This is a genomic window from Anaerosalibacter sp. Marseille-P3206 (genome assembly GCF_900155565.1).
Taxonomy (GTDB): domain Bacteria; phylum Bacillota; class Clostridia; order Tissierellales; family Sporanaerobacteraceae; genus FUHM01.
The window spans coordinates 483,562-496,668 of the sequence record NZ_FUHM01000002.1; the positions used below are offsets into that span (position 1 = coordinate 483,562).

At 26.4% G+C, this 13,107-nt stretch carries 11 protein-coding genes and 1 CRISPR repeat array (1 of these 12 only partly in view); all 11 genes read right to left on the reverse strand.

The genetic code is table 11. The features are described from left to right. A CRISPR array of direct repeats spans window positions 1-1,003; the repeat unit is 29 nt; unit sequence ATTTACATCCCACATAGTTAATATAAAAC (it extends 604 nt beyond the left edge of the window). A 289-nt stretch (window positions 1,004-1,292) separates the two neighbouring features. The 11 genes from BQ9840_RS03665 to uvsE all read right to left on the reverse strand — a co-directional run bounded on the left by BQ9840_RS03665 (window position 1,293) and on the right by uvsE (window position 12,947). Next, on the reverse strand, window positions 1,293-3,188 hold the full coding sequence (locus BQ9840_RS03665) for an ATP-dependent helicase (protein WP_077368176.1): 1,896 nt from the start codon (window positions 3,186-3,188) through the stop codon (window positions 1,293-1,295). 252 nt (window positions 3,189-3,440) lie between these two features. Further along, entirely contained in the window at window positions 3,441-4,418 is a 978-nt protein-coding gene (locus BQ9840_RS03670) for an HNH endonuclease (protein WP_077368178.1), read from the reverse strand. Window positions 4,419-4,429: 11 nt separating this feature from the next. Next, on the reverse strand, window positions 4,430-6,187 hold the full coding sequence (locus BQ9840_RS03675; RefSeq protein ID WP_077368181.1) for a DNA cytosine methyltransferase: 1,758 nt from the start codon (window positions 6,185-6,187) through the stop codon (window positions 4,430-4,432). An 809-nt stretch (window positions 6,188-6,996) separates the two neighbouring features. Next, window positions 6,997-7,245 carry a type II toxin-antitoxin system prevent-host-death family antitoxin gene (locus tag BQ9840_RS03680; RefSeq protein WP_077368183.1) on the reverse strand — a complete coding sequence of 83 codons (249 nt, stop codon included), beginning with the start codon at window positions 7,243-7,245 and terminating at the stop codon, window positions 6,997-6,999. A gap of 19 nt (window positions 7,246-7,264) precedes the next feature. Next, window positions 7,265-7,453, reverse strand: coding sequence for a hypothetical protein (locus BQ9840_RS03685; protein WP_077368186.1), 189 nt, complete (start codon window positions 7,451-7,453; stop codon window positions 7,265-7,267). Between the two features lie 166 nt (window positions 7,454-7,619). Further along, window positions 7,620-7,862 carry a type II toxin-antitoxin system RelE family toxin gene (locus tag BQ9840_RS03690; RefSeq protein ID WP_077368188.1) on the reverse strand — a complete coding sequence of 81 codons (243 nt, stop codon included), beginning with the start codon at window positions 7,860-7,862 and terminating at the stop codon, window positions 7,620-7,622. Next, window positions 7,855-8,076 carry a hypothetical protein gene (locus tag BQ9840_RS03695; RefSeq protein ID WP_077368191.1) on the reverse strand — a complete coding sequence of 74 codons (222 nt, stop codon included), beginning with the start codon at window positions 8,074-8,076 and terminating at the stop codon, window positions 7,855-7,857. The genes BQ9840_RS03690 and BQ9840_RS03695 overlap by 8 nt, the downstream gene beginning before the upstream one ends. A gap of 308 nt (window positions 8,077-8,384) precedes the next feature. After that, window positions 8,385-9,320: a hypothetical protein gene (locus BQ9840_RS03700; RefSeq protein WP_077368194.1), complete on the reverse strand. Its 936-nt coding sequence runs from the start codon at window positions 9,318-9,320 to the stop codon at window positions 8,385-8,387. 52 nt (window positions 9,321-9,372) lie between these two features. Continuing rightward, the gene (locus BQ9840_RS03705; RefSeq protein ID WP_077368196.1) at window positions 9,373-10,578 is read right to left on the reverse strand and encodes a glycosyltransferase family 4 protein; all 1,206 of its coding nucleotides are present in this window, start codon (window positions 10,576-10,578) and stop codon (window positions 9,373-9,375) included. A 53-nt stretch (window positions 10,579-10,631) separates the two neighbouring features. Beyond that, window positions 10,632-11,543: a helix-turn-helix domain-containing protein gene (locus BQ9840_RS03710; RefSeq protein WP_077368199.1), complete on the reverse strand. Its 912-nt coding sequence runs from the start codon at window positions 11,541-11,543 to the stop codon at window positions 10,632-10,634. 150 nt (window positions 11,544-11,693) lie between these two features. Then, window positions 11,694-12,947 (reverse strand): UV DNA damage repair endonuclease UvsE, encoded by a 1,254-nt coding sequence (uvsE, locus tag BQ9840_RS03715; RefSeq protein ID WP_077368202.1) that lies wholly within the window; start codon window positions 12,945-12,947, stop codon window positions 11,694-11,696. Between the last annotated feature and the right edge of the window lie 160 nt (window positions 12,948-13,107).

Consider the following 13,107-nt stretch of genomic DNA (forward strand, 5'->3'; position numbering starts at 1 on the left):
CATAGTTAATATAAAACGTGGTTGCCTGGAAAAAGAAAACTTAGAGAAAATAGCATTTACATCCCACATAGTTAATATAAAACTCTAAAATGTCTAAGAAAGTAAGTGATAACTTAAAGCAATTTACATCCCACATAGTTAATATAAAACTTAAATTTTGTAGTATTCCACTTTGTTTTATACTCTATTTACATCCCACATAGTTAATATAAAACTGTTTTTGTGCAAGATTGGAGATTATAAAATTCATATTTACATCCCACATAGTTAATATAAAACCCAAGCCTCTCCGTAACTGCCATTTATTGCATGTTCATTTACATCCCACATAGTTAATATAAAACCTTTGCCTCCTGAAAATACTGAATCGTTTATTCCCATTTACATCCCACATAGTTAATATAAAACCAATGCGAATAAACTAGACGTAATAGATGAAGATCAGATTTACATCCCACATAGTTAATATAAAACAGATTGGTAGAAGAATTAAAGCAAAAAGAACCGAACAATTTACATCCCACATAGTTAATATAAAACTTACCTTCCCCATCTACCATTATTTCACCTGTAAGATTTACATCCCACATAGTTAATATAAAACGAGTCTCCTGTGCCTCTTCATCTTCTATAGCGAAATGATTTACATCCCACATAGTTAATATAAAACTCTTTTTTGTCCCATGTATACCACCTCAAATGTGGAATTTACATCCCACATAGTTAATATAAAACATGAAATTAAGCTCTATTCTAAATGTTTCATCCTTCTTATTTACATCCCACATAGTTAATATAAAACGAAAGCTTTTATATATTTACATTAGACACAAAAAATAATTTACATCCCACATAGTTAATATAAAACTATACTGCTGATGTTACCTATACAAAGCCTATTAAGCCATATTTACATCCCACATAGTTAATATAAAACCAATTAAAACATAATACTTATGTCCATCAATTAATTCATTTACATCCCACATAGTTAATATAAAACCCTAAAACTAGAAATGTCTATACTAGTTGATATCACTCATTTATACCTATTCCTAAAATCGCTGTAAGCTATGTTAGTTGCAGTAAACCTACGATCGTGTTTGGATGTTTTTTACAAAAACTCTTGTAGCTTAGTGTATTCAATCGTTATACCATTTCTTTTAAAAAATAGGTTCGCTGCAAATCCATAATTTTACTTTGTTTTATTATATCATATAATCTCTATTATTGAATGTTTAAATAAAACTTATTTTGTGAAGCTTTCAACAAAAGTTGAGTAGTACTAGGTATTATTCAATAATTTCTTCTATTTCACTAATAAATGGAGACTTCTTTCCAGAAGATAATAAATACAAATTTTCTTTTGCCCTAGTCATACCAACATACATAAGTCGCCTTTCTTCATCAAGATCATGGTTATTAAAAAATGATTTATTATTTATTTCACTCATATATGTTGGCAATATTCCATCGTTTATATCAATAATAAATACATTTTTAAATTCTAAACCTTTAGAACTATGTAATGTAGATAATGTTATCGCTTCCCTATTTTTATTAATTACAGATTCCCTTATTTTAAGCTGTAATCTTCCAACCCATGTCCAATATGTTTTAATTGATGGTTCATTCTTAGTCAAAAACCTCATTATATCAATATATCTATAATAAATAGAATTTTGATAATCAACATTTTTAGATAATCTAGATAAATAATTTTTATACTCCATGTTTTCTAATATATAATCTATTGCATTAAAAGGTTTCATTTTAACTATCTCATCTAAATGCTCTTCAAATCTATTCATTAAATTTCTTTGTTCATTAGTAAAACCTCTTAATCTTCTAAATGTTGTAAAAATATCTTCACCATTTAATTGTTCATCACGTATTTTTATTATATCTTGTCTTTTTAACAGCAATCCCATTTTATTGTAAACTTGATAAAATGCCCTCAATAGAGTTTTATCATCAGCTAATAATATAATAGCAATAATGTCATTTTTAGTGAAATGTCTAAAAAAGCGGAACTCACCAATATTCGAATAAAATTTCACACCTTTATTAATTAAATAACAAGTAGGTTTAATAATTGACAAACTATCCCTAAATAAAATAGCTGTTTCATCTAATTCACTCATATGTTTATCCATAATTTCTTTTATTACAAATTTGTATTGTTCATCTTCATTATTAAATTGATTAATATATATATTCCCATTTTTATTACTATTTGCTTTTATTTCTTTTGTAAATCTTTTATTAGATTTTTCAATAAACTTTTTACTTTTTTCTACAATATCTTTAGAAGAACGGTAATTTACATCTAAATAAAATTTATTAGAATAAGAAAAGTCATCACCAAATTTCTCTAATATTTCAGGCCTACTACCCCTAAAGCTATATATTGTTTGGTCAGAATCTCCAACAAACATAATATTGCCAAAAAAATTTACTATTTGCTTTATAAATTCATATTGAACGCCTGAAATATCTTGAGCTTCATCTACTAATATATATTGATACTTTTCACTAAAATACTTATTTAATGCAAAATTTTCTTTCAATAGTTTATACGCTACATAAATCATGTCATCATAATCAACTAGATTTTCTTCTTTTTTAATTTCCTCATATCTTTTGTAAATTGAGCTAAAAGAATCAACTAATGTAATTCCACTAATATTTACATGACTATCTAATTTGTTATTATTTATAAAAGTTAATAGATTAATTATTTTTTCTAATTCAATTTCACTGGGCTCCCTATTATTTATTTCTCTATAAATTTTAATTATCACACTCTTTTGCTCATTACCAAGAATATTAAATTTAATATTTGTTTTATATGAATAATAACTAATTACTGATAAAGCAAAACTATGAATAGTAGTAAATTTAACTTTTTCTATATCATTTATATGGATTTTACTTATCATTAAATCTTTAAATCTATTAGAAATATCCTCAACAGAAGCATTAGAATACGTTAAAACTAATATTTTTTCTGGTTTAATATCATATTCATTAATTAGTGCTCCTATTTTAGCACAAATTATTGTTGTTTTCCCACTTCCAGCTGTACTATTTACTACTGCTGGACCATTAAAATGGTTTATTATTTTTATTTGTTCTTCGTTGAATACTAATCCATTTTTATCTTTTAATGTAGAAATAATATCCATAGAATCACCTTCTTATTTAGATATATTAATCAGCACCTTTTAAAACTATTAATTTTTACTCTTTATTTGCAAATCCATATTATTTAAAATATCCATCTTTCTTTAATTCTTATTCTAATAACAAAAGAAGTTGACTATATTTTAGTTTTTTATTTTTTCATAAGTAACCTTTGTTATAATAATTTAATAGTTTTTTCAACTACCTTTTTAATTATATTTAGTCTAATTTTTTTATATTATCTTTATTTTTATTTAACCTTTAAATACATTTTTTCTATGATATTCTAAATAAACTATTCTTTTCTCGTCTAATGGTAACTTTGATATTGTTTTTCCTGTATATATTTGCAATCTATTTTGATTCATTGGTGATATCCATGGAGATACCATTAATTTTTTATTATTTTCAAAAGTAATAAAACCTCTATCGAATAATGTATCATAGGTTGGCGTTAATATAAAACCATTTTTGGGATCTACTTTTTCTCTATCATTTGAATCAGCCCATGGTTTTATATGTGAAGCAATTAATAACCTTTCATCATTAACTAACGTAAAAGGGCAAAATAAACATTCATTTAATAATTTAGTTCTATATTCACCTTGTCCTACTCGTGATGATATTAATCTTTCCTTACTTCGTTTTGATATTTTATCATTTTTTACAATCAAATTTTCTTGATCTCTCTCTCTTGGTCGATAAAACTTTACTATATCAGATTTATAATCTATGAACAATTTAAAATAATAATATATTTTATTATTATTTTTTAATTTAAGTATAGATACATAAGAAATATTAGGTATCCCGACTTCTCTCATTAAAGTATAATAATCAGAATCAGAATTGATATATACTCTTGGAAGAGCTACGTCGGACCTATATATATTAAATTCAAGGAAATCATTTTCTAAGTTACTTATTTTTTCTCTAAGCTTTTCATATACTTTAGGCATGACATCTTTATTAGAATATTCTTGCTGTGGAAATAAATATTCATCTTTCGAATCAGTCAAAAACTTTTCAAAATCACTTTTTAGAAAAAAACATCGATCACTAAAATCACCCCAAAACTCAACTAATCTATCATTATAATTTCCAACATATAACTTAGCCTCGCCATGACCAGTTCCAATTTTGTTGATTTTTACAAAAGAATCCGCTATAGTTATACATTCAACAGTATCTATTATATCGAATCTTCTTTCATTAATAATGATATTATTCAAGAAATTACCTCCTACTTAATTATATTTGGATAACTTTCTATTATGCTATCCATTATTGCAATTAAAACATCAACAACTATTGAATTACCCGCTTGTTGATATGCAGGTGTATCAGCAACAACAATTTTAAAACTGTCACAAAACCCCATTAATCTCAAACATTCTCTTGGAGTTAATTTTCGAATTCTGCCTTCAGTTGTAACATAATTATCTACACCCGCTCGATGCATTTTATGCATTGATGTTAATAATGGTCTTGCTATATCTAAATCTATTTCAGGTTTTGAGTAAAAACCTTTTGTACCTGATGACAATACGTATTTTTTGACTTTTTCCGATAAAAAATATTTTTCTAAATCTTTTATTGTTTTTTCTTTATCTTTATTTTCTTCTTCAAACACAAAATCACCATGCCAATTAAATTGCTGGTTTTTTTTCTGACATAATTGAATATCTCCATCTATTTGAGTATATCTTTTATCTATATTTTTCTTATTTGTTACAAATTTAACACCTTTCTTGGATAAATAATATTTCCCAGAAACATTGTCTAGTAAAAAATCTTTCATCGTTTTTTCCAATGGCTTTGGAGAAGGAAATATGAATTTTTTTCTGTTTTTTTTAATATCTTTTCTAAACCCAACTACGAATAATCTTTCTCTATTTTGTGGTATTCCATAATCTTTTGAATTTAAAACATCATAGCTCCAATCATAGTTTAGATCATCAAACACCTTTTTCATCGTTCTCCATGTATTTCCATCATCATTACTTAATACAGCTTTAACATTTTCATAAATAAATACTTTTGGTTGAATTTCATATATTAATCTTGCATACTCATAAAATAAAGTTCCTCTAGTATCTTCAAGACCTCTTTGTTTTCCAACCAAACTAAATGATTGACATGGGCTTCCGCCAACAAATAAATCAATTTTATCTCTATACTGATTACCGTCTAAAAAAGAAACATTCCAATGATAATCATCAGGATTTAAGTCATAATTAGCCATATATGATTTTTTTACTTTATTTTGAGATTCTTTGCCCTTATAAAGATTATCAACATATTCTTTTTTTTTCTTATAATCTTTAATTTTATCTAATTCTTTTAAAATATAAAACGTATTTATTTTTTCATGTAACATAGATAATTTTTCAGCAATATTTTTTAATTTATTTTCTTTTCTTTTGAAATTACTAATTAATACAAATTCATCATAATTAAATTTATTTTTTATTATTGCTTTATAAATATCGCTATCTTTAAATTTCTTACCGTATATCCTTTTATAATCTGATTCGACTTTTATTATTGCTTTCATTGACTCAAAATATTTCACTTTATCAGATGTATTATCATTTCTAAGAATATTAATCCATTTATTGTATACTTTTATTACATTTGGATTAAAATAATTGTTTTCAACAAAATAAGTAAGTAATATTTTTATAAAATTTATAAATTCTTTATTTGGTGTTAATAACCCTAAAAACTCATCATAACTTTTACTTATAATAGATAAGTTATTTGATAATTCTTGTATATAATTTTTATCATTGCCTTTATCATTTCTTATAATATCTATCATATTATTTAATTCTATTAATTCTGATTCAACCTCTTCTATATTGTTATCAATATTTTTTGATAAAATATCTACATCTCCATTATCACATGCAAATACTATTTTATGAGGGATTCCCATTCTAATTAATGCATGTTCAATTGCTCCAATTCCACTAAAAACTGTTCCTAACTTTAGCATTTTTTATCTATCACCTTACTTTCTTTTTATTAACAATGTGTAATATTGATTTTATATTATTATAATCTATTTTAAAATCTAATTCACCTATGGTTTTTTTATCAAAATTTCAATTTATTTATTATATATTCTCACAATGTTTTTGAAACTTTGTTTAATATTAGTTGAATGAGACTTTAATAATATGTGTATTTAACTATCTTGCTTTTGATTTTCGGCATACTAGAACTAACGTTCTGTATATATTATAATATATAACGGCTATATAAGCAACATAAAAAATTTAACAATATAAGAAATAATAAATAAAGAAAAAATATTTATAAAATTTATAGATGAAATCCATATTGGAGATAAGTTTGAAGTTAAAGAAGGGTGGATTATAACTACAGATAAGTTTACGTCGATAGAAACCATATGGAAGATAATGCATAAGCAATGGGATATTAAAAACAGAATGTCATTTAAACCATGGTTCCCTTCGTAGCCCTACGGACGTAGAAACCATATTGATATTCATAAATAAAAAAGTTCTACTCTTTCCTAACTTTTTTAATAAGATAGCTCTCTCTTTTATAAAAATTTCAATTTATAATATTTATTACACACAAAAATAGAAATAAGCTCCTGAGATTTTTGCTCATCACTCATTTCTATAAGTTTCTTTAACGAGATAATATTTGTCTTAATTTCTCTTAACCTGGTCTTTCTCTTTCATACTGTGTTTCATAGGCAATATAAAATATAGTTTCTTCAAAACATCTAATGCTGATTGTAAAAAAGCAACTTTATAATTCTCCTTCTATAAGTCATCTTAATCTAGAGCTTACTTCATCAATTGAATAAGTTTTTGTACCATTTAATTTTTGTGCTTCTGCTTCTAATAGTTTTTCACGAAGGTCTAATAACTCTTCTCTTTTTGTATAATATTCTATGCTCATTACTACTAAATCACCTTCACCATTTTTAGTTACAAAAACAGGCTGTTGCTTCTCTTTGCAAATTTTTGATATTTCATTATATTCATTTCTAAGTGCTGTGGATGGTTTTATAAGCATATCAAAGCACCTCCTATCATTATTCTATAATTATTATATCATTTATTAATAAATTAATTAATTTTTCAACCTTTCTATCTAAATTAATAACTCTATTTAGGGAATCATTTATCTTTGATTGAACTATCCAATCGAATATCAGTCCATCAAAAAAATAATCTGCAAAAGTATCAAAAGAGCTAATGTTTATATCAATATCTGTAGACATTTCTATATCAAATAGTTCTTTTTCAAATGCTCTGATTAAACTTTGAACATTGTAAACCTGTTCTTTTGCTTCATCTATTTTTGAATGTTTTGCAGCTGTTATATTCCCTTCTTTTTACTATGTCATAAATACACAAAAAAGATGGTCAGCCTTAGCTTTCCATCCTCTATTTATATATATCTCCTCTAGTATCTATTTCAGCAATTATTATATTGTCGTTTTCTATGTGATATATAATCCTATACTTCCCTACCCTCAATCTATATAATGGAGGGTATTTTTCACCTTTTAACTTTTTAATATCTCCTTGAGGTATTTTCTCAATTGAATCTAAAATCCTTTTCCTTGTATCATAATCATATTTTTTAAGTGCTTTGAATGCAGATTTAAGATAAATAATATTACTCATCACTTTCACCAATTAATAATTTTCTTACTTCTTCGGAATTCATCCTTTCATCAGTGTTTATATTGTCCCAAATCTTTTCTTCTTCTTCAGGTGTTAGATATAATTCTTGTTCACTTTTGCCTTTAATATACAATAAAAAGTCTAATACTTCTCCTGCTTTAGTTTCAGGAATTTCATCTATCAACTTTTTAAGTCTATCTTTAGCAGTATTCAATTTAACACCCCCATATTTATTATTTCTACCTAATAATATTATACCCTAGTTCTTAATTAAAGAATACAAAATATTCTCCCCTGGCACTAACTTACTATAGTACAATAGATATTAAATCAAAAATAAAAAAATTCTACTCTTTCCTAACTTTTTTTAATAAGATAGCTCTCTCTTTTAAAAAAATTTCAATTTCATAATATTTATTAAATGATGAAGTAGCCATCTACACCCCTCCTAATGATAACCATTAGAAATCTTTCTAAATTTAAAACACTATATCTATTCACTAATATTATATTTAATTGCAATTACTCCTCCATTAACCTATCAATACTTTCTTTTACCGTTTCTAATTTATTTTCTAATTTATATAAATCGTTTATTAATAAATTTATTAATTTTTCAACCTTTCTATCTAAATTAATAACTCTATCTAGGGAATCATTTATCTTTGATTGAACTATCCAATCGAATATCAATCCATCAAAAAAATAATCTGCAAAAGTATCAAAAGAGCTAATGTTTATATCAATATCTGTAGACATTTCTATATCAGATAGTTCTTTTTCAAATGCTCTGATTAAACTTTGAACATTGTAAACCTGTTCTTTTGCTTCATCTATTTTTGAATGTTTTGCAGCTGTTGCTATGATTCCTCCTCCAAACAAGTCCCAAGTTCCCCAACTTTTAGCACTTTCTAAAGTTTCTATTAATTGACTTAAGGCACTATGCAAATTATTCCCTGCATTTTTTGCTTCCTTGACTTCTTTTATATCCAATTCCAAATCAGTAGCTTTATCTAAGTTGGCTATTAACATTTGAGATTTCTCATCATTTTTACCTAATATTAATTCCTGTTTTTCTTTTAATAATTTTTTATATTCTTCATCTAAGTCTATGTATTTTCTTAACTCTTCTCTATAGTTTATGATTTCTGTTTCTATATCACTTAAAGAATTCAAACATTCGTCATATTTAAGTTTGGCTGCAAGGTATTCTTGCCTTTCTTTATCTAGTTGTTCTTCTTTGCTACCTAATATAGAATAAAACAATCCTGTTATACTTAGTGATTCTAATTTCTTAACATCTTTTTCTTCTTTATTTAAAATTTTATTTAGTTCATCTTTTCTATTCTTTTGCATTTCTAATTCTGTTTTAGCTTGTTCTAACATAGACTCTAATTTCTGTTTTCTATTCATTTTCTCTCTTAATTTAAAAATTCTATCATTGATATCTTCAAACATTTTTCCACCTCATTTTTTTGGTTTTTTATTATTTAAATATTCGCCCCCGGCACTAACTTACTAACTTATTTATATTATCAACTAATCCTTCCCAAGAAAAAGAGCTTATTTTATCCTTAATTTCACTAGGAAATTCTTTCTTCTCTCTTACCTTTTCAATTTGAGTTAATATGGCCTTTTTTAGATTTTCTTTAAACTCTGGTAAATCTTCTTTAACTGGTTTATCTGTATCGTATATTCTAGGAAGGGGAACATATTTAATTACACCAGAATCTTTTATTTCTTCTCCTAGAAGTGTCATTAAAGCTTCTATTTCTGTTGTTACTACATATAGTCCACAAGCTAGACTCTCTATAGCCATAAGTCCTAACCCTTCATAGTAAGAAGGCATAAGATAAATATCCTTGTTTCTTAATTCCTCACCTAAGGCTACTTGGTTTTCTACATTGTATAGTCTTATGCTGCTATCATCTACAATGTATTCTTCTATTTTCTTTTTATTATCCTCATTAGGGATCCCTATAATATCCAAAGTTACATTCTCTATCCCTAGAGACTTGTACACTTCTATAAGTTCATAAATTCCTTTAGATGGGTCTATTTTTGCACAAAATACAAGTCTAACTTTATCATCATATTTCTTCACTTTTGGAGGATAAAATATTTTTTGATTGAAACCTCCACCTACTGCTATTATCTTGTTTCTATCTATACCATATTCATTTACTATTTCATCTTTTTGATGTTCAGAAGCTGAAAATACATAATCTAGCTCATGTATCCTATCTACATATTTATCTTTAAGATGTGGATTCATTTTAGCTTGTCTTAGATCTGTATTATGACATATCCCAATGATCTTTGTATCTGGAAACACTTCCCGAACTAAAGAAGTCAATATCCATAGATGATGTGCAAATATAATATCAGGAACGAAATCTTCCTTTGCTTGTTCTAGTTTTTTTCTGAAAACTTCTCTATACATTTCTACCATTTCTTCAGTCATAGATGAATATAAAGTGTTTTCATAAGGCATGACATTACTCATTCCAACTATAGGAAAGGGCAATTCTTCGCTTTTAAAAGCTACAGGATATTGATCCTTATTATTTAATATATCCCATTTATATTCATCTTGATATCCAAAAATAGCTTTTTGCTCATGATTATATTTTTTAAAACCTTCTATAAGATTTGAATAGTATACTCCTGATCCTGTCTTTGAAGGCAATTGTGCCAAAACATGTAATATTCTCATGTTTTCCTCTCTTTCTTTTTATATTTTTTTATCGGATGTTTGTCTTTATCTATTTATAATGCATAAAATTTATATAATTCAAATGCCTTATTAAACAAATCAAAATCTTTTTCAAAGCATTCTATTGCCTTTTGCCATTCTCCGCTATATGCACTGGCAGCACCTAGTTCAAACCAAGGACCTGAAACATTTTCATATTTACTGGTCATTTCACTCCAGATTTGATTTGCTTTATCTAAATTTCCTTTTTTCTGTTCAATTAAAGCTTGATAATGATATTCTCTCCAATCTCTTCTTTTGTTCCTATTTTGCAATGATTTATATTGATTTAGAACATTCTCTGCTTCTACAAGGCGACCATCACAAATCAGTGAATCTAATAACCATAGATATCCCTTATCAGCATCAGGATACAATTTAACAAATTCATAATAATAGTCAATTCTTTTAGCATGATTCATCATATTCCAATCTCCTATTGGAACTTTATGTGCATTATTTAAAGCTTTGTGCAAATCTGAAGAAAAAGGTGTTAAGTTAAGACCTTTTTTCGATGCCTGGCTAGCCTTCCTTTGAAATTCTTGAACCTTGTGCAAATAGAGCCAAGAGAGTGTTGTATATGCATGGGATCTTTCATCAACAGTTTTATTTGTATTTTTAATTTGTCCCTTCAAAAAAAGTTCAGCATCAAGAAATTCATCCTGAGAAATTTCTCTTTCATAATCAAGTAAATTATCCAATCGTTCAACTTTTGCCTCATCAGTTATAGAAAACAATTCATCAATAGTAATACCAAAGAAAATTGATATAGCAGGTAATAAAGAAATATCAGGGCTAGAAATTTCATTTTCCCATTTAGAAACCGCTTGTGTTGTTACTCCAAGATATTTAGCTAACTCATCTTGAGTTATACTTTTTTCTTTTCTTAAATATCTAATTTTCTTCCCAATTTCTAATTGATTCATTAAATTCAACTCCTTATTTTGAGTTACCCTTATTTACTTATATTATAAGCTCCAACACAGATGAATACTATCAATTATTTGTTTACTATACTATCCAATTGGTTGAATATGAAAAAATATTCGCCCCCGGCACTAACTTACTAACTTAGTTTATATAAAATAATATGAATCCAAAAGATAAGATTGATTGTATTTGACAGCTATTTTCCATAGGTTGTTTTTAATTGTCTTAAGTGATGTTTGCCCTTGTTCATATTTTTCAATATTATTTAAAAAACTATTTTTTTCTCTGTCTGTTGCTTTTTTCTTAAAATAACCCCAAATGTGTAATGCAGCATTTATAGAATTACCAATAGTGATTTCTTTGCTTAAAGCATTTTGTATTAGATTATAAAACTCAGTAGCGGGATAAGCATCTTTATCATTAAGCAATTTTCGAATTTCTACATAATCTGATGGTGAATTTTCTAATACCATGTATTTATATCTGCTCCACTCAATTTCAAGATCTTTTATTGATTTATCACTAGAAGTACAATTAATACACTTAACAGCTGAAAGATTTTTGTCTTTCACTTCAAGCATGATATCTATATCATCTCTTTCTAAACCTTCGTAAAAACTCATAAACTTATTGATTTGTATAGTACTTGAATGTGAGCCAGCCTTTTTTAGAGGATTTTGCTGTGAATAATGAATCTTTTGAATGCCATCTTTTTCTCTCCATGTTTCTTTACATTTATCGATCCAATAATAATCACTTTTACTTTTGTCAAATGGATTTACTTGATTATGCAGATTATCAAAAACTACTGGAACATTAATAATACTACCAATCTCCAATACGTCACTTATATTGTAGGATTTGTCATCATTTTCAATTATAAGTCTTCGTTTTACTGAATCATCTAGTTCTCTATAATTGCTTATAAATCGTCTTATTGCTTGGCTTTTGTCATTATAAACTCCACCAATATGCAAAACAATTTTATTATCCTCTCCTATACCAAGAGTATCTAAAATTTTAGTATGATAACGTAAATCCTCTATTGCATTTTCTACAACCTCTTTTTTGGGAGAATTCAATACAGTGTATTGGCCAGGATGCATTGAAACTCTCATACCACTAGTTTTAATTTTATGACCTATTCTTGAAAATTGGGAATCAAATATATCCCACCATTCAAGGTTATTTACAGGATTTGAACCAAATGGTATTATGTCAGAACTGATTCTAAAAAGTTTGATTTTGTTTTTTATATTATAATCAATAATATTTTCTAGAGAATTTAAGTTATAAGAAATTAGCTCTAATAGCTTTTCTTTGTTTGCATTTTTTAGCATACAACTCTTTTGATCTGTATCTGGTACTCCTACTGTTAAACAAGCATATCCTATATTCATAAAAATCTCCTTTTCCAGTATCATTTATGATCTCTGCTAATAAATCCATAAATTTATCCAATATCCTACTCCTCTCCTCAAAGATTATATCAATTTACTATATAATACCCTGCTACTATTTCTATATAAACATTAATATGAAAAAAACGATAGCACATAG

Coding starts and splice junctions, on each gene's coding strand:
- BQ9840_RS03665 (WP_077368176.1), bottom strand. CDS start 3,188: ATGGATATTATTTCTACATTAAAAGATAAAAATGGATTAGTATTCAAC.
- BQ9840_RS03675 (WP_077368181.1), bottom strand. CDS start 6,187: ATGCTAAAGTTAGGAACAGTTTTTAGTGGAATTGGAGCAATTGAACAT.
- BQ9840_RS03680 (WP_077368183.1), bottom strand. CDS start 7,245: ATGCTTATAAAACCATCCACAGCACTTAGAAATGAATATAATGAAATA.
- BQ9840_RS03685 (WP_077368186.1), bottom strand. CDS start 7,453: ATGTCTACAGATATTGATATAAACATTAGCTCTTTTGATACTTTTGCA.
- BQ9840_RS03690 (WP_077368188.1), bottom strand. CDS start 7,862: ATGAGTAATATTATTTATCTTAAATCTGCATTCAAAGCACTTAAAAAA.
- BQ9840_RS03700 (WP_077368194.1), bottom strand. CDS start 9,320: ATGTTTGAAGATATCAATGATAGAATTTTTAAATTAAGAGAGAAAATG.
- BQ9840_RS03705 (WP_077368196.1), bottom strand. CDS start 10,578: ATGAGAATATTACATGTTTTGGCACAATTGCCTTCAAAGACAGGATCA.
- BQ9840_RS03710 (WP_077368199.1), bottom strand. CDS start 11,543: ATGAATCAATTAGAAATTGGGAAGAAAATTAGATATTTAAGAAAAGAA.
- uvsE (WP_077368202.1), bottom strand. CDS start 12,947: ATGAATATAGGATATGCTTGTTTAACAGTAGGAGTACCAGATACAGAT.